Source organism: Mycobacterium sp. 663a-19, assembly GCF_035616495.1.
In the GTDB taxonomy this organism is placed as follows: domain Bacteria; phylum Actinomycetota; class Actinomycetes; order Mycobacteriales; family Mycobacteriaceae; genus Mycobacterium.
Map to the genome: position 1 here is coordinate 852,281 of NZ_JAPJAV010000001.1, position 24,301 is coordinate 876,581.

Consider the following 24,301-nt stretch of genomic DNA (forward strand, 5'->3'; position numbering starts at 1 on the left):
CCTCCGCGTCGCTGTTGGCTGAACCTTAGCGCCACGCGCACCGGCGGCTCAGCCCGCGGCGGCCTTGGCGGCCTGTGCCTGGCTCTTCATCTCCTTGAACATGTCCACGTAGTAGGGCAGGCATTCCGCCATCGCCTTTTCGGTGGTGAACAGGGGCTCATAGCCCAGGTCGCGCCGTGCCTTGTCGATGGAGAAGTAGTTGTCCAGATACAGCCGTTCGACGGCCAGCGGCTCCAGCAGCGGCGCGGGCATCCCGAAGCGGAAATGCATCCGCTGCCAACCGGTCATCGCCGCGCGCACCATTGGGCCGTTGACCCGGATTCGGGGCCAGTTCTCCCCGCAGGCCTCGATGACCGGGCGGGCGAATTCGAACATGTTGATCGGCTCGGCGTCGTTGATGAAGTACGCCTGACCCGGTGCGGTCCCGCCGGGCACCAGATGCTGGGCGGCCAGGATGAAACCGTGAATCAGGTTGTGCACGTAGGAGTTATCCAGCCGGGCCGATTTGCGCCCGATCAACACCTTGACGTGGCCGGCGACCACGCTCTCGAACAGCCTGCGGAACATCGTCTGATCGCCGCGGCCCCAGATCCCGCTCGGCCTGATCGCGCACGTCAGCAGGCCGCCAACGCCGTTCTGCGACAACACGAATCGCTCGGCGACCACCTTGGTCTCGGTGTACAGGTCGTTGAACCTGCTGGTGTAGGGCAACGTCTCGTCGCCGCCGGCGATGTTCTGACCGCCCATCACCACGCTGTTGGACGACGTGTAGACGAACCGCTTCACCCCGGCTTCCTGCCCGGCGTGCACCAGGTTCTCGGTGCCACCAACGTTGACCGCGAAGCTGCGCTGCCGGTATTCGTCGCTGACCGACGCGCCGCCCATCAGCTCGATGATCGCCGCGGTGTGGAAGATGGTGTCGATCCCGTCCACCGCACGGGCGCACACCGTCGTGTCGGTGATGTCGCCCGGTAACACCTCCAGCTGCGGGTGCGGCGGCAGCGGCGAGGGCGCGCGGTCGAAGGACCGCACCTGGTAGCCACGATCGAGCAAGCTGGTCACCAGGTTGGCGCCGACAAACCCCGAGCCGCCGGTAACCAGGACGCGACCGAGTTCGGTTGTCAGTGATGGATCACCCATGGCGCGAAGCATAACTGAAACGTGTTCCAGTTTGGGAAGAAATTTTCGGCGACCGGTTTCGCGGAGGGCCGCGCTCAACCGTCCTCGGCCTGGCCGGCGGCGAGCGCGTCCTCGACCCGCTTGCGGGCGCCGGCTAAGTGTTCCTCACACCTTTTTGCCAGCTGTTCGCCCCTTTCCCACAGTTTCAGCGATGAATCGAGGTCCAGCCCGCCCTGCTCCAGCTGACGCACGACTTCGATCAGCTCGTCGCGGCAAGCCTCATAGCCGAGCCGACTAATAGGCGTAACCCCGCCGCCCTCGTCGGCGCCTTGCTTAGTGACCATCGGTCAGCCCCTCACTCACCGCCGTTACGGCGCCGTCGGAAACCCGCACCCGCAGCCGGGTGCCCGCGGGCGCGTCGCGCACCGACCGCAGCACCTGCGCCGGTTCCGCGGGCGCCCCGTCCGCCGGGACCCGCTGCACCACGGCGTAACCGCGGGCCAGGGTGGCCGCCGGGCCCAGCGTCGCCAGGCGCGCGGCCAGGTGGCCCACGCGGTCGGTCTCGGCGCCGATCAGCCGCGTGATGTCGCGGCGAACCGCCGAGCGCGCGCGGTGGATCTCGTCGGCGCGCGCGGTCAGGGCCGTCAGCGGCTCGGCCAGCACCGGGCGGCTGCGCAACTGGGCCAGCGCGCGTTGCTCGCGGAACACCCAGTTGCGCAGGGCCCGCGCGCTGCGCAGCCGCAATTCGTCGATCAGCCGTTGCTCGGCGGCGGTGTCCGGCACCACCCGCTTGGCCGCGTCGGTGGGGGTGGCGGCCCGCAGGTCGGCGACCAGATCGCACAGCGGATTGTCGGGTTCGTGACCGACCGCGCTGATCACCGGCGTGCGGCAGGCGGCGATCGCGCGGCACAGCGTCTCGTCGGAAAACGGCAGCAGGTCCTCGACGCTGCCGCCGCCGCGGGCCAGCACGATCACGTCGACGTCACCGTCGCGATCGAGGTCGCGAAGCGCCTCGACGATCTGCGCCACCGCGTTGGGCCCCTGCACCGCGGTGTTGCGCACCGCGAAACGCGCGGCGGGCCAGCGCGCGCTCGCCACCGTCGTCACGTCGTGCTCGGCGGCGCTCGCGCGCCCGGTGATCAACCCGATCATGTTGGGCAGGAAGGGAATTGGCCGTTTCAGCCGCGGGTCGAAGAGTCCTTCGGCGTCCAGCAGCCGGCGTAGCCTCTCGATGCGGGCCAGCAGCTCGCCGACGCCGACCGCGCGAATCTCGCTGAGCCGCAACGAGAACGTGCCGCGCCCGGTGTAGAACGAAGGCTTGCCGCGCACCACCACCTGCGTTCCCTCGGCCAATTTGACCGGCGCGCCCAGCACCAGGTCGCGCGGGCACGTCACGGTCAGCGACATGTCGGCCGCCGGGTCGCGCAGCACCATGAACACGGTCTTGGAGTCGGGCCTCATGTTGATCTGGGCCAGCTGCCCCTCGACCCACACGGTGCCCAGCCGGTCGATCCAGCCCGCGACGCGGATCGCCACGGCGCGCACCGGGAAGGGGTTCTCGGCGGAGTTCGGCTCCGAATTCGCCGCTCGGGTCACTTCGCGTTCGCGCGGGTGATCCTGTTGGCGAGCAGCGTCTCGAACGGGGCCCGGGCCTTGGTGGCCTGCTCGTAGGCCAGCAGCGCTTCGAGCTCGTCGACGTCCAGCGACGGCAGCCGGGCCCGCAGTTGGGCCAGCGTCAGCGTCGGATAGTCGAGTTCGGCCGCCACCGCCGGCGCCGGAATCGTCGGGTCGGCCGCCGGTGACTTCGTCGATATCCGGGCGGGCTTCATCGACGCATCGGCCCCGGGTGCGTCGTTTACCGAGTACAGGGCGAACCGCCCCTCGGCGCGGCGATCGACGTCGGCGCCTTCCGGCACCGCGGCGGGACCGCCGTCGGCGTCCTCACCCAAGTCCTCGTCGAACGTCGCCCATTCCGGCTTCTCGTCCTTGGGCGGAAATATGGATTCCAACGTGCTGTCGCCCTTGATCACCAGCTCGGCCAGGTTTTGCTGGAAGCGCATCACCAGGTGCGCGGCCTGGCTGGCTAACGTCATCGGGTACATCAGAATCGTCTTCGGCAGCCTCATCGTCTCCTCGACGGCGACTGTCGCCGCGCCGACCAAAAGCCGAACTCCGTACGGTGCAGTGGCCATGGGTCCAAGACTGCCAGCAGCGGCGGATAACTCCAAGCCCGCCCCCGCGCAGCAGGCAATGTGCCCTATGTGCCGGCGGAAAGTACCCTGAATGTCATGCCGCCGACTGTCGATGTGGGGATTCCCGGTGCTGTGAAGTCGGGGAGCCCGCCAGCCAACGACCCGACCCGCAAGAGGGTGCTCCTCGCGGAGCCGCGTGGCTACTGCGCCGGCGTGGACCGAGCCGTCGAGACGGTGGAGCGCGCCCTGAAGAAGCACGGCGCCCCGGTCTACGTGCGACACGAGATCGTGCACAACCGCCACGTCGTCGACACCCTGGTCAAGGCCGGTGCGGTTTTCGTCCAGGAGACCGACCAGGTTCCCGAGGGCGCCATCGTGGTGTTCTCCGCGCACGGCGTCGCGCCGACGGTGTACGCCGCGGCCGCCGAACGCAACCTGCACACCATCGACGCCACCTGCCCGCTGGTGACCAAGGTGCACAACGAGGCCAGGCGGTTCGCCCGCGACGACTACGACATCCTGCTGATCGGCCACGAGGGCCACGAGGAGGTCATCGGCACCGCGGGGGAGGCGCCCGAGCACGTGCAGCTGGTCGACGGGGTCGCCGCCGTGGACAACGTGACGGTCCGCGACGAGAACAAGGTGGTCTGGCTCTCGCAGACGACGCTGTCGGTCGACGAGACCATGGAGATCGTCGAGCGGCTGCGGCAGCGCTTCCCGAAGCTGCAGGATCCGCCCAGCGACGACATCTGCTACGCCACCCAGAACCGGCAGGTCGCGGTCAAGGCGATGGCGCCCGAGTGTGAGCTGGTGATCGTCGTCGGGTCCCGCAACTCGTCGAATTCGGTGCGGCTGGTCGAGGTCGCGTTGGGCGGCGGCGCCGCGGCCGCCCACCTGGTCGACTGGGCCGACGATATCGACCCGGCGTGGCTGGAGGGCGTGACGACGGTGGGCGTCACCTCCGGTGCGTCGGTGCCCGAGGTGCTGGTGCGGGGCGTGCTGGAGCGGCTCGCCGATTACGGCTTCGGCGTGGTGCAGCCGGTGACGACGGCGCAGGAGACGCTGGTGTTCGCCCTGCCCCGCGAGATCCGGTCGATGACCTGACGGCTCGCTCGCCGGTCAGGGACCTAGACGTCGTACTCCCAGGAGTCGGCCGGAGGCCGGCCATGCGCCCGTGATCGGCCCCGGCGTTCGGGCCGCGGTTCGGCCCTCGGCTCTGCTCTCGGCTCCTCGAAGGGGGCTTCGCCGCGGTAGCGCACGCGCGAGATCGGGTGGTGCGTCGGGGTGGCGCCGTTCGAGCCGCCGCCGGGGGGGCGACGACGCCGCGGGGGCTCGTACGAGGGTGGGTAGGGCTCGTACGGCTCATAGGGGTCGTACCGGCCGAAGCGCTCGGGCGTCGCGGGCCGCTCGTACGCGTCGTAGCCGTCGAAACGACCGCCGCGAGGCACCGGCCGCTCGTACGGGCTGCGGCGGGTCCGTGGGTCCCGGCGGCCTTCCCGCGGCGGTTGGGCAAAGTCGGGATCGTCTTCGGGCCTGGGGCGCCGGCGCGGCCGGCGGGGCTGGCGGGGCTCGTCACCGGGGTCGAAGTCGCGGGGAGGTGCCTGGCCTCTGCGGCTTGGACGCCGGGGGCGCTCGGGTTCGGCGTGGTCTTCCAGCGACGGCCGGGCATGCCGGGAGCGCGACCGGGTCGATGCCGTGGTGGCACGACCGGCGGAACGGCCGGCGCGCGCCCCCCGGCCGGACTTCGGGGCGGCCTTCCGGGCGCTCGCGCGCGCAGGCTTCGACCCGGGGGCGGCCTCGTCGGCCCCGTCGTCCCCGGAATCGATGCCGAGGTACGAGTTCAGTTTCGCGACGATGCCGCCGACGAACGACTTGACGTCGGAGGCGGCGGCGGTGGTCGCGTCGCCGGTTTTGTTGGCCGCCAACGTCGTTCGGTTCGACATCCCGAAATACCACCGGACCAGCCCGATCAACAGGACGACGCCGGCGGTGCCCAGCATCAACGGGAAACGCTCGATGAGGGGATACCCGCAATTGATCAGCAGGTCTTTCAGGTGGCCGATCTTGCGCCCGTGGAACAGCCAGTAGGCGCCGGGAACCGCGCAGAACAGGATCAGCGGCGGCTGGATGATCGCGGTGAACAGGCCGTCCTGGCGGACCGCCAGCACCGCCGCGAGGCAGCCGGCTATATAGAGGCCGGCGAAGACGTGCGTCAGCTCCTTGTGGCCCGATCCGGCGTCGATCGCATACCCGATGGCGGTGGCGGTGACAGCGATGACGAGGGCTGCCCACCACGGCACGCCCGGGATGTTTGGGTGGATCGAGCGGTGGGAAGGTTCCACCGCCGCTCTGACCCGCTCTGCTGACACATGTAGACCGTACCGGCAATGGGACGAAACGCCGGTAAACACCTTGTAGCGGCGCAGGGCGTGCCGTGCGTTTCGGGCGGGAACGGTCCACGGCCGCCGGCCCCGCCGAGGCGCCCTAGACTTGGTTCCCCGTGAGCCTGAGCCTGGGAATCGTCGGCCTGCCCAACGTCGGCAAGTCGACCCTGTTCAACGCCCTGACCCGGAACAACGTGGTGGCGGCGAATTTCCCGTTCGCGACGATCGAACCGAACGAGGGCGTGGTCTCGCTGCCCGATCCCCGGCTGGCCAAGCTGGCGGAGCTTTTCGGATCCGAGCGCATCGTGCCGGCGCCGGTGACGTTCGTCGACATCGCCGGCCTGGTCAAGGGTGCCTCCGAGGGCGCCGGGCTCGGCAACAAGTTTCTTGCCCACATCCGCGAGTGCGACGCGATCTGCCAAGTGGTCCGGGTGTTCTCCGACGAGGACGTCACCCACGTGGCCGGGGAGGTCGATCCCCAGTCCGACATCGAGGTCGTCGAGACCGAGCTGATCCTGGCCGATCTGCAGACGCTGGAGCGCGCGGTGGGCAGGCTGGAGAAGGAAGCCCGCAACAACAAGGAACGCAAGCCGGTCTACGAGGCCGCGCTCGCCGCGCGGGAGGTGCTGGACGGCGGCAAGACGCTGTTCGCCGCGGGGATGGACACCTCGGTGCTGCGGGAGCTGAACCTGTTGACCACCAAGCCATTTCTGTACGTTTTCAACGCCGACGAGGCGGTGCTCACCGACGCCGCGCGGGTCGCCGAGCTGCGCCGGCTCGTCGCGCCCGCGGATGCGGTGTTCCTCGACGCCGCCATCGAAGCCGAATTGACCGAGCTCGACGACGAGTCGGCCGCCGAGCTCCTGGAATCCATCGGGCAGACCGAACGCGGCCTGGACGCGCTGGCCAGGGCGGGTTTTCACACGCTCAAGCTGCAGACGTTCCTGACGGCGGGCCCGAAGGAGGCGCGGGCCTGGACCATCCACCAGGGCGACACCGCGCCGAAGGCGGCCGGCGTGATCCACAGCGACTTCGAGAAGGGCTTCATCAAGGCCGAGATCGTTTCGTACGACGACCTGATCGCCGCGGGGTCGATGGCGGCGGCAAAGGCGGCCGGCAAGGTCCGGATGGAAGGCAAGGACTACGTCATGGCCGACGGCGACGTGGTCGAGTTTCGTTTCAACGTGTAGCGCTCGTTGACTCTGCGGCTATGGCGATGTGCTCTCGCACTTCTGCGCCCTCACCGCAGAGTCAACGGCGGGGCGCCCGCCCATGGGAATGGGATTTCACTGGTAGCATGTTCCCAATGGAAGCGGTGATCGATTCCGGGGGGCGTGTGGTGCTTCCCAAGCACCTTCGTGACGCGCTCGGCTTGACGCCGGGTACGACGGTGGATATCTCGCCGTACGGGACCGGATTGCAGGTGACACCCGCTGGCCGGACAGCGCGGCTGGAGCGGGATGCGAACGGGCGCTTGGTGGCTCGCGCTGACACCGAGGTCACCGACGAGATGATGTTCGCTCTGATCGACTCCGGGCGACGTTGACAACTGTCCTTGTCACGGGGGTCGACACCAGTGTCGCGGTCCCGCTGCTGATGACATCGCACCGACACCACGGGGTGATCGCTGCGTGGGCGGAGGGTCGAACCCTGGGTCTTTGCGGGCATGCCCTGGCGGAGACGTACTCGGTCCTGACCCGGTTGCCCGGCGATGCTCGCGTCGATGCTGCCGATGCAGTGGCATTGATCGATGCGAACTTCACTGCGTCGCTGCAACTCGGTGCACGTGCCTCGCGATCCGCACATCGCGAGTTCGCACGACGAGGTATTGCCGGTGGCGCGACGTACGACGGGTTGGTGGCTTTGGCGGCTCGCGAGCACGGTGCCGCTTTGGCCACTCGAGATGCACGGGCGCGGTCTACGTACGAGGCGCTTGGTGTTGCCGTCCAAGTGCTTGTCGGCGACGTTGGGGGCGTTCGGTGACCGCCGGCGATCCGGTGGGGTTTCGTTTCAACGCGTAAACGAGACAAATAGAACGGAGGCAAGCGGTGAGGCCCGGGTTTTCCCTCTCGCACACGGGCGCGCCCTTCCCCCGGGCGTTAAGGTGAAATTGTGGTCGCCGACGGCCATGTGGCTGACGAACTCGAACGCAGGGCCCTCACGCTTGACGAGCGCGAGGAGGCCCTTGCGAAACGTGAGGCCGAGGTTAGAAAGCGTGAGTGGCTCGCGGTCCAAAGGGATCGGGTCGCGGATGATCGGGACCGGATCGCCGACGAGCGCGAGCAACTGGCGGACGAGCGGGAGCGTCGCGCTGACGAGCGCGAGGGAACGTCGGCGGCGCGTGAACGCGATCGGCTCCAGCGCATATCCCAGCGGGTGGACCGCCTGAAAGCCCGTGCCCGGCGCGAGCAGGCCGACGTCTGGCGCGAGATGGCCAACACCGAGCGCAACCGGGACTACCAGTAACGCCGCCGACGGGCCCGCTGCAATTTTGTATCGGTAAATAGACTTTCGTGTAATAAATTTGCTGGATATGCGGCGCAAGCCATTCTTTGGGCAATACGTGATGCCCGCCACAAATTTTGGCTTGCTAACTATCTCATTGCTAATGTCCCTGGCCATGTTTGTTCTAGCCACGTTGATGTCGCTCATCAACCAGGTCTCCGGGACGCCCTATATTCCGGGTGGAGATTCTCCCGCCGGGACCGACTGTTCAGGACTTGCCTCCTGGGTTGCGAATGCGGCAAGTGACCGGCCGGTGTTTGGCAATCGCTTTAACACCGGGAATGAGGAAGCCGCCTTGCTGGCGCGGGGCTTTCAATACGGGACCGCCCCGAACGCCTTGGTGATCGGCTGGAACGGTGGCCACACCGCGGTCACCCTGCCGGACGGCACCGCCGTGTCCAGCGGTGAGCGCGGTGGGGTGCACATCGGCGGCCCGGGCGCCTACCAGGCCGGTTTCACGCACCACATGTTCCTGCCGATGTCACCCGAGGGAGAGGGCGTTCTGCCGCCGCCGCCGGACGCACCGTTTCCGTTCCTCGGCGCGCCGGCTCCGCCGCCCGAGGCACCGGCCCCGCCGCCGGTCGCGCCCCCGGCCCCGGATGCGCCGCCCGTTTTGGTGGGCGCCGTGGCTCCCGCCCCACCGCCGCCGCCGGCGCCCGATTTGCCGCCGCCCGGCGATCCGGGAATTGCGAATTGATGAGAAAGCGGGTTGCGCGTGTGTCGATCAATGCGGCGGACCGATGCGCAACATTGATCGCGCTGCTCGCCTTGCGCGCCTGGGAAAAGTGAAATAGCACCGAACGTACATGATTTGTGTGCTACATCACCATCGAATTTGCTGCGCCGTCAATAGCGAATAAGAATCCATATCGCCGCTGCGGCTCACACCGCCATGCACGTATCCTGGCGCACCGAGAGTCCTGTGCAGAGGCGAGGGAGCGGCAATGATCTTCATCGTCGTCAAGTTCGACACCAAACCCGAGTGGGCCGATCGCTGGCCGGAACTGGTCGCCGAGTTCACCGAGGCCACCCGCGCCGAGGCGGGCAACCTCTGGTTCGAGTGGTCACGCAGCCTCGACAACCCTGCCGAGTACGTACTGGTCGAGGCGTTCCGCGACGCCGACGCGGGCGGTGTGCACGTCAACAGCGACCACTTCAAGCGCGCGATGCAGGAGCTGCCGCAGGCCCTGAGGTCCACGCCCAATATCATCAGTCAGACGATCGACGCGACGGGGTGGTCCGAGATGGGGGAGATGTCGGTCAGCTGACGACCGAGATCGCGATCTCCTCGCCCAGCCGATAGCCGGGCGCCAGCGGCAGCGTGTCACCGCTCCAGAACTTGCCCGGGTCGAACCAGTGCGCATCCTTGTCCGTGACGAGCAGTCCCATCTCCTCGTAGGTGATCGCCACCGTCTCAGCGCAGTACGCCGTCTCCAGGCTCATCTTGCGCTCTTCCCGGCGGCGCTGCGTCTGCTCGCGAACCTTCTTGTCCACCAACGGGATTCCCCGCACCCAGTCGTTGATGGTCGGGAGCCGCCCGCGAAACCACCGGCCGGTCACGCGAGCGGTGGTCGGGAATGGGGTGCCGTCCATCCGCGCGATGACCCGCAGCAGCTTGTCCTCCTGTTCACGGGTGGCGTAGGGCGTCAGCTGACGCAGCCAGCAGCGCTGGTGGTAACGCTCGGTCCACTGCAGCACGGCCTGGCGCAGATCGTGGAGCTGCACCCCGCGGTGGTTGGTGCCGCTCCACATGTCGGTGAGTTTGTCGCCCAGCTCGGCATGCCAGATCAGCGGCGGTAGGTCGTCGATGGCCACCGTCATGCCGACGTGGTTCACCGGGGCGTTCGTCAGGGTCTGGATCGCGCGGTCGGGGCGCGAGCGGCCGCGGAACAGCCACAGGTCGCCGGTCCGCGTCTCTTCCAGCGCCTGGTCCAGGGTCAGCACCTGCGTACCTCGCGTCCGAGGGCGCGCGCGGTGACGGCACCGGGGTAGCCGGTGTAGCCCCGTGGTGCGCTGACAAGGAACCCGACCGCCACATGTGTCACGTTGGCATGCCGACCTGCCCAACGGCAAGCGTGACCGCGATGACTTCTGAGGCCTCGTCGCCGTCCACGGCAGCCGCCTCCAGGTCGGAGTCGAGTGTGCACTGATTCGGCAGACGGAATATCTTGGGGCACAACGTTCGTCAGCAATCCGACCTCCGAACGCCTTCCGCTCCGGTGATGACGGCGACCTCGGCGCGGAGGGTGTCCATGGGCGGTAATAGCCTGTCGAGTGTGCGCAACATTTGGAAGTGGATCGGCCTGGCCGGTGTCGCCGGCGTCGTCGCGGGCGGCGTCCTGGTAGCGCGCGATCAACGGAAGCGCCGGGCCTACACGGCCGACGAGATCCGCGCCAGGCTGCATCAGCGGTTCGCCGAGGCCAATCCGGAGGGCTCTCAATCCAAGTCGGATTCGGTCTGAACCGCGAACAGGCGATAGCTGCCGGAAAAGCCCTTCAGCTCGACCTCGCGACCCTCGTCGAACGCGATGTCGTCGCAATCCCTCAGCGCGTTGCGCACCGGCTCGCTCACCAGGATCTGGCCGCCGGCGGCCTCCCCGGCGACCCGTGCCGCCATCGCCACGTTGCGGCCGAACAGATCGTCGCCGCGGCGCACCGAGCGGCCCATGTGGATGCCGATCCGGACCCGAATCTGCTCGTGCCGCTTGCGTTTTGCGTCCCTGCGCAACGCGTCCTGGAGATCGATACCGCACCGCACCGCCTGCTCGGGGCGCGAAAAGGCGATCATGAACCCGTCGCCCTGGCTCTTCACCACGTGCCCGGAGCGCCGTTGCACGAGTCCGGAGACCAGCTTGTCGTGCGAGCCGATCAGCCTGACCCACGCGCGATCGCCGATCCGTTCGTTCAGCGCGGTGGATTCCTCGATGTCGGAGAACAGGATCACCACCCGGCCGTCCGGGGTGACCCGGGCGAGGTCGGGCCTCTCGACTTCGGCCCAGTCGGCGAGGTCCTCGATCGAGCTGCGCACGGCCGCGCCGAAGCCCTCCTTGCGCATCAGGTTGGCGGTGTTCCACACCGTCTTGACGGCCTCGCGGCCGCCCGACAGCAGCCAGTTGCGGGCGTCGGTGCGGCGCCGCAGCTCGTCGAGCTCGCGGCGGCTGCGGGCGAGCAGTTGCCACAGCACCACGAGCGCGCCGGCTTCGACGACGGCGACCCCGGCCAGCGCGTAGAGCGCGATATGCAGCGCGCCTCCCGCTTGTGGACCCACGTCAGGCATCCTGCCAAGGCCGACGTCGGTTGAGGTTGTCGGGCCTACCGGCAGTGTCTAGGGTTGACTCCGGACGGCCCGGGTAATGAACTCTCAAGTGAGCCGATTGGGTGACTTCTGGGAGGTTCGGTTTGGCCGACGACGGTGGTGGTTCGTCAAATCTGCTGGTGATCTTCGGAATTACCGGCGATCTGGCTCGCAAGATGACGTTCCGGGCGTTGTACCGGCTCGAGTCCCGCAAGCTGCTGGATTGCCCGGTCCTGGGTGTTGCCAGCGACGACATCTCGGTCGAGGAGTTGGTCAATCGGGCGCGGGATGCCATCAAAGCGTCCGGCGAGAAGCTCGAGGACGCCGTGTTCGAGCGGCTGGCGGGGCGGCTGTCCTACCTGCACGGCGACGTGACCGATCCCGGGCTCTACAAGCAGCTTGCCAAACGGATCGGCTCGGGCTGTCGTCCGCTGTACTACCTGGAGATGCCACCGGATCTGTTCGCGCCGATCGTCGAAAACCTCGCGCAGGCCGACTTATTGGAGTGCGCGCGCGTCGCGGTGGAAAAGCCGTTCGGTCACGACCTGGCGTCCGCGCGCGACCTGAACACAAGGCTGCGCGCGGTGCTCGACGAGGACCAAATCCTGCGCGTGGACCACTTTTTGGGCAAACAACCCGTCGAGGAACTGCAATACCTGCGCTTCGCCAACAACGGTCTCGCCAAGGTGTGGGACCGCGACAGCATCTCCGAAATCCACATCACCATGGCCGAGGACTTCGGCGTCGAGGAGCGCGGCAAGTTCTACGACGCGGTGGGCGCGGTGCGCGACGTCGTGCAAAACCACCTGCTGCAGGTGCTCGCGCTGGTGGCGATGGAGCCTCCGGTCGGCCCGGGCGCCGACGACCTGAACGACAAGAAGGCGGAGGTGTTCCGGGCGATGCCGGCGCTGGACCCGGAGCGCTGCGTGCGGGGCCAGTACCGCGGCTATACCGACGTCTCCGGGGTGGCCAAGGATTCGCAGACCGAGACGTACATCGCGCTGCGGACCGAGATCGACAACTGGCGCTGGGCCGGCGTGCCGATCTTCCTGCGCGCGGGCAAGGCGCTGCCGGTGAAGGTCACCGAGGTCCGGATGTTCCTCCATCACGTTCCCGGGTTTTCCTTTCTGCCCAACCGCCGGCCGCCCGAGCCGAATCAGATCGTGCTGCGCATCGACCCCGACCCGGGGATGCGCCTGCAGTTGTCCGCGCAGGTCGGCAACTCGTGGCACGACGTCCACCTCGACTCGTCGTTCGCCGAGGACCTCGGGGAGGCCGTGCGGCCCTACGAGCGGCTCCTGTACGCCGCATTCATCGGCGATCGCCAGCTGTTCGCGCGCGAGGACGCCATCGAGGAGACGTGGCGGATCGTGCAGCCGCTGCTGGACAAGCCGGGCCGGATCAACCACTACGACCCCGGCAGCTGGGGACCCGAGGCCGCGCAGTCACTGCTGCACGGTCACCGCAGGTGGCAGGAACCGTGGCTACCCGGCAGCAGGCAGGCAAGCGACTAAGGAGACGAAAGCGATGCAGCTAGGCATGATCGGACTGGGCCGGATGGGCGCCAACATCGTGCGCCGCGTGGCCAAGGACGGACACGAATGCGTGGTGTACGACCACAACCCCGACGCCGTCAAGGCGATGGCCGGCGAGGAACGCACGACGGGGGTGACGTCGCTGTCCGAGCTGCGCGACAAGCTCGACGCGCCACGGGTCGTCTGGGTGATGGTGCCCGCCGGCACCATCACCACGTCGGTGATCGAGGAGCTGGCCAGGACGCTCGAGTCCGGGGACATCGTGATCGACGGCGGGAACTCCTACTACCGCGACGACATCCGCCACTCGAATACGTTGTCGCAGAACGGTATTCGGCTACTGGACTGCGGCACCAGCGGCGGGGTGTGGGGCCGGGAACGCGGCTACTGCCTGATGATCGGCGGTGACATGGACGCGTTCGAACACGCCGAACCGATCTTCGCCAGCGTCGCGCCCGGCGTCGACGCGGCGCCGCGCACGCCCGGCCGCGACGGCGAGGTCACCCAATCGGAGCGGGGTTACCTGCATTGCGGGCCGTCCGGCGCGGGGCACTTCGTCAAGATGGTGCACAACGGCATCGAGTACGGAATGATGGCGTCGCTCGCCGAGGGGCTGAACATTCTGCGCAACGCCGACGTCGGCAAGCACGTGCAGGAGGGCGACGCGGAAACCGCGCCGCTGTCGAATCCCGAGTTCTACCAGTACGACTTCGACATCCCGGACGTCGCCGAGGTGTGGCGGCGCGGCAGCGTCATCGGCTCCTGGCTGCTTGACCTCACCGCCATCGCGCTGCACGAGTCGCCCGAGTTGAAGGAGTTCTCCGGGCGGGTCTCCGACTCGGGGGAGGGCCGGTGGACCTCCATCGCGGCGATCGACGAGGGTGTTCCCACGCCGGTGCTGACCACCGCGCTGCAGTCCCGCTTCGCCTCGCGTTCACTCGACGACTTCGCGAACAAGGCGCTGTCGGCGATGCGCAAGCAGTTCGGCGGGCACGCCGAAAAGCCGGCGAACTAGCTGCGCTCGACGAACGCCACCACGGCCTGGCTGAAGGCGTCGTTGTCGTCGCCGGCCGCGGTGTGCCCGGCGTTGGACAGCTCGACGAACTCCGCGCGGGGCACCTGGGTCAGGAAATGCTGGACGCCCTCGGGGCTGACGACGTCGGAGAGCTTGCCGCGGATCAACAGGACCGGGATCGTCAGGCTCGTCGCGGCCTGCTCGAACTTCTCGGTGCGCAATTCGGGGTCGTCGCCGGGCTTGGTCATGAACGCCGGATCCCAGTGCCAATACCAGCGCCCGTCGCGCAGGCGCAGGTTCTTCTTCAGCCCCTCCGGGCTGCGCGGCTTCTCCCGGTAGGGCAGGTAGGCGGCGACGGCGTCGGCCGCCTGCTCCAGCGAGTCGAACCCGTCCAGGCCGCTGAACATGAAGTCGCGGATGCGGGCGCTGCCGCCCTTCTCGAATCGCGGCACCACGTCGACGAGCACCAGTTGCGTCACCCGCTCGGGGCCGGCCCGGTGGGCGACGAGGATGCCGGTCAGCCCGCCCATGCTGGCCCCGATCAGCACGACGGGACGGCCGATCGCGTCCAGGACGTGCATGACGTCGTCCGTCAACGTCTCCACGTCGTAGTCGGCGTTGGGCGCGCGATCGCTGTCGCCGTGGCCCCGGGAGTCCAGCGCCACGACGTGAAAACCATCGTCGGCGAGGATCTGTCCGGTGTTCTTCCAGGAAAACCTGTTCTGGCCGCCGCCGTGCAGCATCAGGATGGTGGGGCGGTCGGTCGACCCGCGGTTCCACTCGTCGGCGACCAGCGTGATGCCGCCGGCACCGGAAAACTCGACCGTCTGGGGGCTGCTGCTCACGGCGCTCATCCGCGTCCTCTCGGTAGGTCGCCCCCTGACGTTACCTAGGTTGTCTATTCACCCTCGAGCTGGGCCGGGCGGCGGTGAGTTTTTGCCGTCGGCGGGGTCAATCAACCGAGACCCCGATCCAACCGTTAGGAGGCGGCATGCCATCGATCACCCCCTCGCTGTGGTTCGACCACAACCTCGAGGAAGCGGCCAGGTTTTACACCTCCGTGTTCCCCAACTCGCACATCGAGGGCTTCAACCGAACCACCGATGCCGGGCCCAGCGAGCCGGGCACGGTGCTGTCGGGCAGCTTTGTGCTGGACGGCACCCGATTCATCGGGATCAACGGCGGGCCGCACTTCCGGTTCAGCGAGGCGGTGTCGTTCACGGTCCACTGCAGGGACCAGGACGAGGTCGACTACTACTGGGACCGACTGACCGACGGTGGCGAGGAATCCCAGTGCGGCTGGCTGAGGGACCGCTTCGGCCTGAGTTGGCAGATCGTCCCGGATCGGCTCTACGAGTTGATCGGTGATCCCGATCGCGCTCGCGCGGCGGCGGCCACCCAGGCGATGTATGGCATGCGCAAGATCGTCATCGGGGAGCTGGAAAGGGCGGCGGAGCTCATCCGGTAGGCCGCCCGATCATCCACCCGTCGTCGGGTCGGTCCCGTCTTGGCTCCGCACGAGTTAGGTTGGTCCGTGCGGACGCGCCGAACGGGGAGTGAAGATGGGTGAGCCACGCTGGATCGACGTGCCGGGCCCCAGTGCGGAGCTCAAGGCGCTGACTTGGGGTCCGCGCGACGCCCCGATCGCGTTGTGCCTGCACGGCTTCCCCGACACCGCCTACGGGTGGCGCAAGATGGCACCGCGGTTGGCCGAGGCCGGCTGGCGGGTCGTCGCGCCGTTCATGCGCGGGTACGCCCCGTCGGCGATCCCGGCCGACGGCAGTTTTCACGTGGGTGCGCTGATGGACGATGCCCTGCGCGTCCGAGCGGCCGCCGGCGGCACCGACCGGGACGTGGTGATCGGTCACGACTGGGGCGCGATGGCGGCCACGGGCCTGGCCGCGATGCCGGACAGCCCGTTCGTCAAGGCGGTGATCATGTCGGTGCCGGTCTCCGCGGCGTTCCGCCCGCTGGGCCGGGTGACCGAGCGCGGGCGGCTGGCCCGGCTCATACCGCATCAGCTGCTACGCAGCTGGTACATCTTCTACTTCCAATTGCCTTGGCTGCCCGAACGTTCCGCCTCCTGGGTGTTGCCGCTGCTGTGGCGGCGATGGTCGCCCGGCTATCACGCGCACGAGGATCTGCGCCACGTCGACGCCGCGATCGGGGCGCCGGAGAGCTGGCGGGCGGCGCTGGGACCGTACCGGGCCACGCTGCGAGGCACCCGCGTTCCGGAGCGATACGCCGAGCTGAACCGGCTCTGGACGGAGCCACCCATCCTGCCGAGCTTGTATCTGCACGGTCGCGACGACGGTTGCATGACATCGGCTTTCACGCACTGGACGGAAAAGGCGCTGCCCGCCGGCAGCGAGGCGGCCATCGTCGACCATGCCGGCCACTTCCTGCAGCTCGAACAGCCCGACAAGGTCGCCGACCTGGTGCTTGCGTTTATCGGCTCGCCCGGCTGAATGTCGGCGCAGCGCATGGCGGCCGTCGACGCACAGTTCTACTGGATGTCGGCCAAACTGCCGAACGACCAGTTCCTGCTCTACGCATTCGACGGCGCGCCAGCGGATCTCGGGCATGCCGTCGAGCAGGTCCGCCGTCGGGCCGGCGCCTGCGCGGAGTTGCGGATCAGGGTCGACGACGGGAGCCGGTTGACGTATCCGCGGTGGGTCCCTGCGGCCGTCGCGCCGGAGCAGGTGGTCTGTCACGACCTGCTCGACCGGGATTGGCGCGGCTGCCTCGCGGCCGTCGTGGCGCTCGCCGACGATCAGCTCGACGCGCGCCGGATGCCGTGGCGGCTGCACGTGTTCGCGCCGGTGCGTGGCATTCCGGGTGCCGGCGGCCCGGGCTCCGTCGCCGTCCTGCAGGTCGCGCACGCGTTGGGGGACGGCGCTCGCGCCTCGGCGATGGCGGCCTGGCTGTTCGGCCGGGGGGCGCCGGTGCCCGAGGTGCGGCCGCCGCGGCCGGGCTTCTTGCCGTGGCGAGCGGTCGACGCGGCCCGTGCCCAGCGCCGGCTTGTCCGCGATACCCGCGCGGGGCTGGTGGCGCGGGGGCCCGGGCCGCGGCCGCCGCTGTCCACCAATGCGCGCCCCGAAGGCGCCCGCTCGGTGCGCACGCTGGTGCGGCGCCGCTCGCAATTGCCCGGACCGACGGTGACGGTCGGGGTGCTGTCGGCGGTGTCCACGGCACTGTCCGGGTTGCTGGGCGACGCCGACTCGCTGGGAGCGGAGGTCCCGATGGCGAAACCCGGTGTGCCACTGGCACATAACCATTTCGGAAACGTCGTCGTCGGGCTGTACCCGGGCCTCGGTCGCGATGCCCGGATACGGCGGATCGCCGCCGACCTGGCCGACGGGCGTCGTCGCTTCGAGCACCCGGCGATGTGTTCCGCCGATCGGGCGTTCGCCGCGGTGCCCGCCGCGCTGTTGCGCTGGGGCATCTCCCAATTCGACGCGGACGCGAGGCCGGCGCAGGTCGCCGGCAACACCGTGGTGTCCAGCGTCAATCGCGGGCCCGCCGACCTGAGTTTCGGGGATGCACCGGTGCTGCTGACGGCCGGATATCCGGCGCTGTCCCCGGCGATGAGCCTGACGCACGGGGTGCATGGCATCGGCGACACCGTCGCGGTCAGCGTGCACGCGGCGGAGTCGGCGTTCCAACGCGAAGGTGCCGACATCGACGCCTATCTGGAGCTTCTCGACGCCGCGCTGTAGCGGCCTATTGGGCGTCGCCGGACCTGGCCGCTTCCTCGCGGGTCAGGCCCATGGCGCCGATCAGCTCCTCGTGCAGTTCGAACCACACCGTGTGGTACGAGTCGATCAGCGGCCTGGTCAGCCACGCCGTGTCGCCGGCCCTGAATTTGTCCAGTGCCACACGCAATTTCGACGCATAGGCGGTCAGCCGCGGTAGCTGGGCGGCGGCCGCGTCGATGATCGGGACCACCCGGGCATGCACGTCGTCGAGGCGGGCAAGCACCGGGGCGCCCTTGAGCTGCCAATCCGTGACCAGGGCCTTGAAATCGGCGTTCACGGAACGGAAGTCGTGGTAGGCGGCCGCCATCCCTGCCGCGTCGATGCCCGCGCGCTCCGCGGCGAGCAGGCTCTCCAGCCGGGCCCGGCCGTCGGGGCTGATCTTCAGCGTGGTGCCGTCGACGAGTAGGCCCGACGCGGTCAGCCGCTCGACGGTGGCGGTGACCGCTTCGAGGCCTTCGCCCAACGTCGCCGCCAGGTCGGCGGGCGTTACCCGGCCCTTGAGCCGGACCGCTTGTAGCACAGCCAGTTCCGTCACGGGCCGACCTTCCCCGTCAGCCGCAGCGCGGTCAGCATGACGATCAGCGGGGCCGCCGACACCACGTCGGTGTGCCCGCCGTCCAGGGCCGCGCGCACCGCGGCCTCGGAGGTGTCGTCAAGCCTCGGGTGGTCGCCGGTGGTGTGGGCGCGCAGCGGGCTGATCCGCCGCGCGATGTCGGCGAACTCGCGCAGCTCGGGTGTGTCGGTCTCCGACCAGGCGGACACGGTCAGATCCCCTTCGCGCACTTCGCCTTCGTAGCCGTCGACGGTGATCCGCAGGCCGGCCAGCGACGCGGCCACCCCGCGGCCGCAGCCCACCACCGCCACCCGGCCGAGTTCGCGGCTGACCACCGCCGCATGGCTGGCGGCCCCGCCCACCTCGGTGACGATGCCCTGCGCGGCCAGCATGCCGCGGACGTCTTCGGGCCTGGTGTGGTCGCGCACCAGGATGACCCGCTCGCCCCGGTCCGCGGCGTCCAGCGCCGCGTCCACGTCGGTGTAGGCCGTGCCCGATACTACGCCGGGGCAGGCTGGCAGGCCCTCCGCCAGAAGTGTTGCAGCCAAACGTATTTCGGGCTGCAGCGTCGGAAGCAGCAGGGCCGCCACGTGCGCCGGTGTCACCCGGCGCAGGGTCTCGGCGTCGTCGATGAGACCCTCATGCCGCAGTTGGAGCGCCAGGCGCACCGCCGCCTGCGCCGAGCGCTCGGCCGCCCGCGTCTGCAGCAGCCACAACGTGCCGTCCTCGACGGTGAACTCGATCTCTTGCATGTCGGACCCGAGCCGCTCCAGGCGGCGGGCGGCGTTTGTCAGCTCGTCGTAGACGCCGGGTTGCTCGTCGCGCAGGGCGGTGATCGGCTCCACGTCGACGAGCCCGGATACCACGTCGTCGCCCTGGCCGCCGGGTAGCCATTCGCCGTACGGTTCGTCGGCGCCGGTGATCGGGTTGCGCGAAAAGAATGCTCCCGCACCGGAATTGGGGCCCTGATTACCGAACACCATGGCCTGCACCACCACGGCGGTGCCACCCCGGTCGTCGATGCGGTGGTGGGCGCGATAGGCGAGGGCGCGCGACGAATTCCACGAGGCGAACACGGCTTCGATGCCCGCCCGCAGCTGCGCGTACGCGTCGGCGGGCACGTCGTCGCCCACGACGCGTCGATACATGTCGGTGAACCTGCGCCGGGTGTCGCGAGCGAACGCGGCCCCCGACGCGGCCAGCGCCCGTTCGACGGCGTCGTTCATGCCCAGGTTCAGGATGGTGTCCATCATGCCGGGCATGGAGTGCGCGGCTCCCGACCGCACGCTCACCACCAGCGGACGCGGGCCGCGCCCGAACGTGCGCGAGGTGGCCGCCTCCAGCCGGCCGATCGCGTCGAGCACGTCGTCCCATATCGCGTCGATCGTCGCCGTGGGGTCGGCGAGGTACCGAAGGCCCACCTCGGTGGTGATACAGAACGCGGGTGGCACCGGCAAGTGCTGTCGGCGCATCACGTTGATGCCGTGGCCCTTGTTGCCCAGCAGCTCGCGTGGGAGATTCGCCTCGCCGTCGAGCAAGACGACCGGCACGGTGCACCCCCTCGTCATGCGGCTCGGCCTGATGGGACCTTCCCGGCGGGCCTCGACGAGTATGTCAGGACGGTCCGCGCAGCAGCCCGAAGCCAAAGCTCGGGCCGAATCCGCGCCGCAGCGCCAGGTGGATCCACAGCAGCCCGTACGGCTCGAGCAGCCGCGCCAGCTTCAGTTCGCCGACGTCGATTGTCTCGAAGCCGAGCTCGGCGACCAGCCCGGCGGTCACCGACCTGGCTTCCTCATCGTCACCGCAGACAAACATCACCGGTGTGCCCGCCAATTGCGGCGCGTCCATCAGCGCGGCGCCGATCTGGTTCATCGCCTTGCAGACCCGGGCGCTGGGGGCCCACTTCGCCACCTCCTCTCCGCCGGAGGTGGTGAGACCGACCTCCAAGCCCGCGAGGTCGGGGGTCAGCGGATTGGTGCAATCGATGAGGACTTTGCCCGCCAGGTCGCCACAGCTCCGCAGGGCCGACTGCGTGCCCTGCCATGGGGTGCACAGGACGACGACATCGGCGGCCGACGCGGCGGACTCGTTCGTCTGGACGCCGTCGAGCGCGGCGTATTTGGGGTCTTCGGGGTTACGGACACCGAATGTGACCTGGTGGCCGCGATTGCGCCAGGCCCTGCCCAGCGTGCTGCCGACATTGCCGGCCCCGATGATCGCGATCTTGATGTCGGGCTCCTTCCCGGGTGAGCGCTACTCGCGAGCGCGCGGATTCAATGATCTAGGTTTGCACCTATGAATGTGTATGACGTCGGGTTACTGATCCTGCGGCTGGTGCTGGGACTGACACTCGCCGCGCACGGCTTCAACAAGTTCTTCGGCGGGGGCCGGATACCGGGCACCGCCCGGTGGTTCGAGAGCATCGGCATGAAGCCCGGTAAGTTTCACGCCGCGGTGGCCGCCACCACGGAGGTCTCCGCCGGGCTGGGTCTGGCCGCCGGGCTGCTCACGCCGATCCCGGCCGCTGGCTTCGTGTCGTTGATGCTGGTAGCGGCCTGGACCGTGCATCGCCCCAACGGCTTCTTCATCGTCAAGGAAGGCTGGGAGTACAACCTGGTGCTCGCGGTCAGCGCCGTCGCGGTGGCCACGCTGGGCGCCGGCAGGCTCAGCCTGGACTGGCTGATCTTCGGCAAGAACTGGCTCGACGGGTGGCCGGGCCTGGTGCTGTCGGTGGGGCTCGGCCTCGCCGGGGCCATCGGCCAGTTGCTGATCTTCTACCGGCCGCCGGCCAAGCAAGCCGGGTAGGTTCCGCGAGTTCGCCGTCAGGTCGTCGAGGCGACGGCCGCGGTCTCGGTCGCCATCACCTCGGCCGCGGCGCGTTCGCCGGAGCGGATCGCGCCGTCAATCCAGCCGCACATGACGGCCGAACTCTCCGTCCCGGCCCAGTGGACGCGGCCGCAGGGCTGCTGCAGCGTGTAGCCGAACTCGGTGAGCACGCCGGTCGGGGCGTGGCTGATCATGCCGCCACCGGAATAGCGCTCGGTCGTCCAGTTCTGCTCGTGGAATTCCAGCGGCGCTTTGGCTTTGCTGCCGAACCGGTCGACGAGTTCGCCGATGACTATCGCCTTGCGCTCGGCCTCGTCGAGCTTGGTCAGCCGACGCGCGGCGGGCCCCTCGGTGATGACGCACATGATCCCGGGGTCGCCCGTGTCCGTGCACGCATCGATGGTCAGTGAGGCCGGGGTTCCCGGTGCGGCCGACTGACCGGACAGCCCATCGGCGCGCCAGAACGGCTCGTCGTAGATGGCCGAGATCTTGATGACCGCGCCGCTTGGCATTCGCTGATGTAGCAGCGCCCGATCCACCGGCAGCATCGGCTCGTAGACGATCGAGCTGGCGACCGCCAACGGTATCGCCACGATGGCCCGCCGAGCCCGCACCGTCAGGCCGTCCGCGGCGACGGTGACCCCGTCGTCGTCCTGGCTGATCTGCCGGACCGGCCGGGAAAGGTGCAGCGCGTCGCCCAGTGCGGCGACCATCGGGCGGTGCAAGGCGGCCATCCCACCCACCGGCCGGGCATCCTGGGCGCCGCCCTTGACTGAAATGACGAACGTCGCACCCCCGCCGGAGGACCCCATCTGCGTCAGCGCCCACAGCAGCGACGTCTCCGACCCCGCCGAGGTGTAGGTGCCGGCCAGCGCCATGTCCAGCATCTCGCGGGCTTGCTTGGACATGGTGTTGTTGGCGATCCATTCACCAACGGTGATGCGGTCCCACTCGGCGGCGTGCTTTGCCTCCCACGGCGCTTCGAGCGGGATCGATTTGCACATCTTGTCGAACGAGAGCAAACCGATGCCAAGGTTGGTGACGGCCCAGGGACTCATCGTCCACGGGATGGTGCCGCCATAGCGGTGCTTCTTGCCGCCGACGATCATCATCGCGTCACCGTCGAGGTGCTGTTTGTATTCCGGCACACCGAATTCGCTCATCAACGCGTAGATCCGGTCCTGGCCCGGCCCGATCCACGCGCCGCCGCGATCGATCCACGTCCCGTCGGGACGGGTCACGGTGAACGTGCGGCCGCCGACCCGATCCCGCGCCTCCAGCAAGGCCACCGAACGGCCCGCCTGTTTCAACCGCAGGGCCGCGGTCAACCCTGCGAATCCGGCACCGACCACGCAATAATCGACCTCGGCCACGACTGGCTCCTCACCTAGCCCGCCCCAGCAGCAAACTACACCGAAGGGGGCACCGGCAGGAGCGCGTTTAGATGAATTTTCCGGGCGGTCAAACCGGCGCCGGCGTCCTAGTGTGCGAATTGTGTTGATGCATACGGTGCGGACCCGGCGCAGCTTCGACGAGTTCCCACGCGACGAACACCTGGCCGCCAAGATTGCCGAAGTCGCCGCCGATCCGGTGGCCGTCGAACCGGAAACCGCGGAGATGGTGGCGAACCGGATCGTCGACAACGCCGCCGTCAGCGCCGCGGCCGTGTTGCGCCGCGCGGTCACGGTGGCCCGCCGGCAGGCGCTGGCTCATTCCACGCGACAGGGCGCTACGGTTTTCGGCGTCGACGGCACCTATTCGGCGGAATGGGCGGCCTGGGCCAACGGCGTCGCGGTGCGCGAACTCGATTTCCACGACACCTTTTTGGCCGCCGAATACTCACACCCGGGTGACAACATCCCTCCGCTTGTCGCCGTCGGGCAGCAGCTTGGTGTGTCGGGCGCCGACCTGATCCGTGGTGTGGCCACCGCATACGAGATCCAAATCGACCTGGCGCGCGGAATATGCTTGCACGAGCACAAGATTGACCACGTGGCGCATCTCGGTCCCTCGGCCGCCGCGGGGATCGGGACCATGCTGCGGTTGGACACCGACACCATCTACGAGGCGGTCGGACAGGCGCTGCACCTCACCACCAGCACTCGCCAATCCCGCAAGGGGTCGATCTCGAGCTGGAAGGCGTTCGCGCCGGCGCACGCCGGAAAGATCGCCATCGAGGCGGTCGACCGGGCGATGCGCGGCGAGCGGTCGCCGGCGCCGATCTGGGAGGGTGAGGACGGCGTGATCGCCCGGCTACTTGGCGGACCCGACCGCGAATACCACGTGCCGTTGCCCGGTCCCGGCGAACCCAAGCGCGCCATCTTGGACAGCTACACCAAGGAGCACTCCGCGGAGTACCAGAGTCAGGCGCCAATCGATTTGGCCCGGCGGCTGCGGCGGCGCATCGGCGACCTCGACCAGATCGCGGCGATCGTGCTGCACACCAGCAACCACACCCACGTGGTGATCGGGACGGGATCGGGGGATCCGCAGAAGTTCGACCCGGACGCGTCACGGGAGACGCTGGATCATTCGCTGCCCTACATCTTCGCCGTCGCGTTGCAGGATGGCTCCTGGCATCACGAACGGTCCTACGCTGCGGAACGGGCCCATCGGCGCGACACCGTTGAGTTGTGGCGCAAGATCTCCACCGTCGAAGATAAGGAGTGGACACGTCGCTACCACTCGACGGATCCGGCCGAGCAGGCGTTCGGAGCGCGTGCGGAGGTGATGCTGAAAAGCGGCGAGGTGATCTCCGACGAACTGGCCGTCGCCGATGCCCATCCGTTGGGCGCGCGACCTTTTCGACGCCCGCAGTATGTGGAGAAGTTCTCCGAACTCGGCGACGGCATCGTGGAACCCGCCGAGCAGCGCCGGTTCCTATCCGCCGTGGAATCCCTGGGCGACCTGGATGTCGTGGACGCGCTGAACGTGGTGGTCGACCCGCGGGTGCTGAATCGCGCGCCCGTCATTCCGCCGGGGATCTTTCGCTGACTGAAATCGCTTGCGCGCCCAGCGTGAAGCTGTTGCGAAATTCCGCGCGGCGCTTTCACGCGATGGATGCAACAGTGGGCGGTTTGGGTGGGTTAGACAGTAGTTCGTCGAGGGCTTCAGCGGGG

The 24,301-nt window shown here is 68.6% G+C and carries 27 protein-coding genes and 1 pseudogene; 15 read left to right on the forward strand and 13 right to left on the reverse strand.

Translation table 11 applies throughout. The features are described from left to right. Nucleotides 1–48: 48 nt before the first annotated feature. From OQ968_RS04200 to OQ968_RS04215, 4 genes are all read right to left on the reverse strand, one after another. Nucleotides 49–1,152, reverse strand: coding sequence for an NAD-dependent epimerase/dehydratase family protein (locus tag OQ968_RS04200; protein ID WP_324674903.1), 1,104 nt, complete (start codon nucleotides 1,150–1,152; stop codon nucleotides 49–51). A gap of 62 nt (nucleotides 1,153–1,214) precedes the next feature. Then, entirely contained in the window at nucleotides 1,215–1,463 is a 249-nt protein-coding gene (locus OQ968_RS04205; RefSeq protein WP_324674905.1) for an exodeoxyribonuclease VII small subunit, read from the reverse strand. Next, nucleotides 1,453–2,715 carry an exodeoxyribonuclease VII large subunit gene (xseA, locus tag OQ968_RS04210; protein ID WP_324674907.1) on the reverse strand — a complete coding sequence of 421 codons (1,263 nt, stop codon included), beginning with the start codon at nucleotides 2,713–2,715 and terminating at the stop codon, nucleotides 1,453–1,455. Before xseA ends, OQ968_RS04205 begins: the two co-directional genes overlap by 11 nt. Beyond that, nucleotides 2,712–3,311: a lipid droplet-associated protein gene (locus tag OQ968_RS04215; RefSeq protein ID WP_324674909.1), complete on the reverse strand. Its 600-nt coding sequence runs from the start codon at nucleotides 3,309–3,311 to the stop codon at nucleotides 2,712–2,714. Before OQ968_RS04215 ends, xseA begins: the two co-directional genes overlap by 4 nt. A gap of 96 nt (nucleotides 3,312–3,407) precedes the next feature. Here OQ968_RS04215 and OQ968_RS04220 point away from each other — a divergent pair, with 96 nt between their 5' ends. Further along, on the forward strand, nucleotides 3,408–4,415 hold the full coding sequence (locus tag OQ968_RS04220) for a 4-hydroxy-3-methylbut-2-enyl diphosphate reductase (protein ID WP_324674911.1): 1,008 nt from the start codon (nucleotides 3,408–3,410) through the stop codon (nucleotides 4,413–4,415). A gap of 23 nt (nucleotides 4,416–4,438) precedes the next feature. Here OQ968_RS04220 and OQ968_RS04225 read toward each other — a convergent pair whose 3' ends face one another. Beyond that, nucleotides 4,439–5,611, reverse strand: coding sequence for a DUF6542 domain-containing protein (locus OQ968_RS04225; RefSeq protein WP_420715815.1), 1,173 nt, complete (start codon nucleotides 5,609–5,611; stop codon nucleotides 4,439–4,441). A gap of 200 nt (nucleotides 5,612–5,811) precedes the next feature. Between OQ968_RS04225 and ychF the strand changes: the two genes are divergently transcribed. The 6 genes from ychF (at nucleotide 5,812) to OQ968_RS04255 (ending at nucleotide 9,468) form a co-directional block, all read left to right on the forward strand. Further along, nucleotides 5,812–6,885, forward strand: a complete 1,074-nt coding sequence (ychF, locus tag OQ968_RS04230) for a redox-regulated ATPase YchF (RefSeq protein ID WP_324674915.1) — start codon at nucleotides 5,812–5,814, stop codon at nucleotides 6,883–6,885. Between the two features lie 116 nt (nucleotides 6,886–7,001). Continuing rightward, entirely contained in the window at nucleotides 7,002–7,241 is a 240-nt protein-coding gene (locus tag OQ968_RS04235; RefSeq protein ID WP_324674917.1) for an AbrB/MazE/SpoVT family DNA-binding domain-containing protein, read from the forward strand. After that, nucleotides 7,238–7,678 carry a PIN domain-containing protein gene (locus OQ968_RS04240; protein ID WP_324674919.1) on the forward strand — a complete coding sequence of 147 codons (441 nt, stop codon included), beginning with the start codon at nucleotides 7,238–7,240 and terminating at the stop codon, nucleotides 7,676–7,678. The genes OQ968_RS04235 and OQ968_RS04240 overlap by 4 nt, the downstream gene beginning before the upstream one ends. A 129-nt stretch (nucleotides 7,679–7,807) precedes the next feature. Then, nucleotides 7,808–8,161, forward strand: a complete 354-nt coding sequence (locus OQ968_RS04245; protein ID WP_324674921.1) for a hypothetical protein — start codon at nucleotides 7,808–7,810, stop codon at nucleotides 8,159–8,161. 154 nt (nucleotides 8,162–8,315) lie between these two features. Further along, nucleotides 8,316–8,897, forward strand: a complete 582-nt coding sequence (locus OQ968_RS04250) for a peptidoglycan endopeptidase (RefSeq protein ID WP_324675098.1) — start codon at nucleotides 8,316–8,318, stop codon at nucleotides 8,895–8,897. A 247-nt stretch (nucleotides 8,898–9,144) separates the two neighbouring features. Beyond that, nucleotides 9,145–9,468: a putative quinol monooxygenase gene (locus OQ968_RS04255; RefSeq protein ID WP_324674923.1), complete on the forward strand. Its 324-nt coding sequence runs from the start codon at nucleotides 9,145–9,147 to the stop codon at nucleotides 9,466–9,468. Here the strand turns inward: OQ968_RS04255 and OQ968_RS04260 are convergent. Beyond that, a complete protein-coding gene (locus OQ968_RS04260; protein WP_324674925.1) occupies nucleotides 9,461–10,144 on the reverse strand; it encodes a guanylate cyclase in 684 nt (227 codons plus the stop codon). The two genes, OQ968_RS04255 and OQ968_RS04260, sit on opposite strands and share 8 nt — an antisense overlap. A 332-nt stretch (nucleotides 10,145–10,476) precedes the next feature. Between OQ968_RS04260 and OQ968_RS04265 the strand changes: the two genes are divergently transcribed. Next, nucleotides 10,477–10,662, forward strand: a complete 186-nt coding sequence (locus tag OQ968_RS04265) for a hypothetical protein (protein WP_324674927.1) — start codon at nucleotides 10,477–10,479, stop codon at nucleotides 10,660–10,662. Here OQ968_RS04265 and OQ968_RS04270 read toward each other — a convergent pair. Next, a complete protein-coding gene (locus tag OQ968_RS04270) occupies nucleotides 10,638–11,468 on the reverse strand; it encodes an adenylate/guanylate cyclase domain-containing protein (protein WP_324674929.1) in 831 nt (276 codons plus the stop codon). The two genes, OQ968_RS04265 and OQ968_RS04270, sit on opposite strands and share 25 nt — an antisense overlap. Before the next feature lie 131 nt (nucleotides 11,469–11,599). On the opposite strand from OQ968_RS04270, the gene OQ968_RS04275 reads away from it, so the two are divergent. Continuing rightward, the gene (locus tag OQ968_RS04275; protein ID WP_324675100.1) at nucleotides 11,600–13,009 is read left to right on the forward strand and encodes a glucose-6-phosphate dehydrogenase; all 1,410 of its coding nucleotides are present in this window, start codon (nucleotides 11,600–11,602) and stop codon (nucleotides 13,007–13,009) included. A 13-nt stretch (nucleotides 13,010–13,022) separates the two neighbouring features. Then, complete coding sequence (gene gnd, locus OQ968_RS04280; protein WP_324674931.1) at nucleotides 13,023–14,045, forward strand: phosphogluconate dehydrogenase (NAD(+)-dependent, decarboxylating); 1,023 nt, start codon at nucleotides 13,023–13,025, stop codon at nucleotides 14,043–14,045. On the opposite strand, the gene OQ968_RS04285 is transcribed toward gnd, so the two are convergent. Beyond that, the gene (locus OQ968_RS04285) at nucleotides 14,042–14,899 is read right to left on the reverse strand and encodes an alpha/beta hydrolase (protein WP_324674933.1); all 858 of its coding nucleotides are present in this window, start codon (nucleotides 14,897–14,899) and stop codon (nucleotides 14,042–14,044) included. The two genes, gnd and OQ968_RS04285, sit on opposite strands and share 4 nt — an antisense overlap. A 137-nt stretch (nucleotides 14,900–15,036) precedes the next feature. Between OQ968_RS04285 and OQ968_RS04290 the strand changes: the two genes are divergently transcribed. From OQ968_RS04290 to OQ968_RS04300, 3 genes are all read left to right on the forward strand, one after another. After that, complete coding sequence (locus OQ968_RS04290; RefSeq protein ID WP_324674935.1) at nucleotides 15,037–15,513, forward strand: VOC family protein; 477 nt, start codon at nucleotides 15,037–15,039, stop codon at nucleotides 15,511–15,513. A gap of 94 nt (nucleotides 15,514–15,607) precedes the next feature. Beyond that, nucleotides 15,608–16,513 (forward strand): alpha/beta hydrolase, encoded by a 906-nt coding sequence (locus tag OQ968_RS04295; RefSeq protein WP_324674937.1) that lies wholly within the window; start codon nucleotides 15,608–15,610, stop codon nucleotides 16,511–16,513. Continuing rightward, nucleotides 16,514–17,764, forward strand: coding sequence for a DUF1298 domain-containing protein (locus OQ968_RS04300; protein ID WP_324674939.1), 1,251 nt, complete (start codon nucleotides 16,514–16,516; stop codon nucleotides 17,762–17,764). Nucleotides 17,765–17,768: 4 nt separating this feature from the next. On the opposite strand, the gene OQ968_RS04305 is transcribed toward OQ968_RS04300, so the two are convergent. The 4 genes and pseudogenes from OQ968_RS04305 to OQ968_RS04320 form a co-directional block, all read right to left on the reverse strand. After that, nucleotides 17,769–18,338, reverse strand: a complete 570-nt coding sequence (locus OQ968_RS04305; protein ID WP_324674941.1) for a MarR family transcriptional regulator — start codon at nucleotides 18,336–18,338, stop codon at nucleotides 17,769–17,771. After that, complete coding sequence (locus OQ968_RS04310) at nucleotides 18,335–19,924, reverse strand: pyruvate, phosphate dikinase (protein WP_324674943.1); 1,590 nt, start codon at nucleotides 19,922–19,924, stop codon at nucleotides 18,335–18,337. Before OQ968_RS04310 ends, OQ968_RS04305 begins: the two co-directional genes overlap by 4 nt. Nucleotides 19,925–19,970: 46 nt before the next feature. Further along, nucleotides 19,971–20,267 (reverse strand): hypothetical protein, encoded by a 297-nt coding sequence (locus tag OQ968_RS04315; protein WP_324674945.1) that lies wholly within the window; start codon nucleotides 20,265–20,267, stop codon nucleotides 19,971–19,973. Nucleotides 20,268–20,336: 69 nt separating this feature from the next. Then, nucleotides 20,337–20,585: pseudogene (locus OQ968_RS04320) on the reverse strand (NADPH-dependent F420 reductase); the annotation flags it as partial. A gap of 66 nt (nucleotides 20,586–20,651) precedes the next feature. On the opposite strand from OQ968_RS04320, the gene OQ968_RS04325 reads away from it, so the two are divergent. Then, nucleotides 20,652–21,161 (forward strand): DoxX family protein, encoded by a 510-nt coding sequence (locus OQ968_RS04325; RefSeq protein WP_324674947.1) that lies wholly within the window; start codon nucleotides 20,652–20,654, stop codon nucleotides 21,159–21,161. 17 nt (nucleotides 21,162–21,178) lie between these two features. Here OQ968_RS04325 and OQ968_RS04330 read toward each other — a convergent pair whose 3' ends face one another. Next, complete coding sequence (locus OQ968_RS04330) at nucleotides 21,179–22,555, reverse strand: NAD(P)/FAD-dependent oxidoreductase (RefSeq protein WP_324674949.1); 1,377 nt, start codon at nucleotides 22,553–22,555, stop codon at nucleotides 21,179–21,181. A 127-nt stretch (nucleotides 22,556–22,682) separates the two neighbouring features. On the opposite strand from OQ968_RS04330, the gene prpD reads away from it, so the two are divergent. Beyond that, a complete protein-coding gene (prpD, locus tag OQ968_RS04335) occupies nucleotides 22,683–24,176 on the forward strand; it encodes a 2-methylcitrate dehydratase PrpD (protein WP_324674951.1) in 1,494 nt (497 codons plus the stop codon). The last annotated feature ends 125 nt before the right edge of the window (nucleotides 24,177–24,301 follow it).

What these genes read in the sequence shown, in the direction of transcription:
- OQ968_RS04200 (WP_324674903.1), bottom strand. Translation starts at nt 1,152, where the DNA reads ATGCTTCGCGCCATGGGTGATCCATCACTGACAACCGAACTCGGTCGC.
- OQ968_RS04205 (WP_324674905.1), bottom strand. Translation starts at nt 1,463, where the DNA reads ATGGTCACTAAGCAAGGCGCCGACGAGGGCGGCGGGGTTACGCCTATT.
- OQ968_RS04215 (WP_324674909.1), bottom strand. Translation starts at nt 3,311, where the DNA reads ATGGCCACTGCACCGTACGGAGTTCGGCTTTTGGTCGGCGCGGCGACA.
- OQ968_RS04220 (WP_324674911.1), top strand. Translation starts at nt 3,408, where the DNA reads ATGCCGCCGACTGTCGATGTGGGGATTCCCGGTGCTGTGAAGTCGGGG.
- OQ968_RS04235 (WP_324674917.1), top strand. Translation starts at nt 7,002, where the DNA reads ATGGAAGCGGTGATCGATTCCGGGGGGCGTGTGGTGCTTCCCAAGCAC.
- OQ968_RS04250 (WP_324675098.1), top strand. Translation starts at nt 8,316, where the DNA reads ATGTTTGTTCTAGCCACGTTGATGTCGCTCATCAACCAGGTCTCCGGG.
- OQ968_RS04255 (WP_324674923.1), top strand. Translation starts at nt 9,145, where the DNA reads ATGATCTTCATCGTCGTCAAGTTCGACACCAAACCCGAGTGGGCCGAT.
- gnd (WP_324674931.1), top strand. Translation starts at nt 13,023, where the DNA reads ATGCAGCTAGGCATGATCGGACTGGGCCGGATGGGCGCCAACATCGTG.
- OQ968_RS04285 (WP_324674933.1), bottom strand. Translation starts at nt 14,899, where the DNA reads ATGAGCGCCGTGAGCAGCAGCCCCCAGACGGTCGAGTTTTCCGGTGCC.
- OQ968_RS04290 (WP_324674935.1), top strand. Translation starts at nt 15,037, where the DNA reads ATGCCATCGATCACCCCCTCGCTGTGGTTCGACCACAACCTCGAGGAA.
- OQ968_RS04295 (WP_324674937.1), top strand. Translation starts at nt 15,608, where the DNA reads ATGGGTGAGCCACGCTGGATCGACGTGCCGGGCCCCAGTGCGGAGCTC.
- OQ968_RS04300 (WP_324674939.1), top strand. Translation starts at nt 16,514, where the DNA reads ATGTCGGCGCAGCGCATGGCGGCCGTCGACGCACAGTTCTACTGGATG.
- OQ968_RS04310 (WP_324674943.1), bottom strand. Translation starts at nt 19,924, where the DNA reads ATGACGAGGGGGTGCACCGTGCCGGTCGTCTTGCTCGACGGCGAGGCG.
- OQ968_RS04325 (WP_324674947.1), top strand. Translation starts at nt 20,652, where the DNA reads ATGAATGTGTATGACGTCGGGTTACTGATCCTGCGGCTGGTGCTGGGA.
- prpD (WP_324674951.1), top strand. Translation starts at nt 22,683, where the DNA reads ATGCATACGGTGCGGACCCGGCGCAGCTTCGACGAGTTCCCACGCGAC.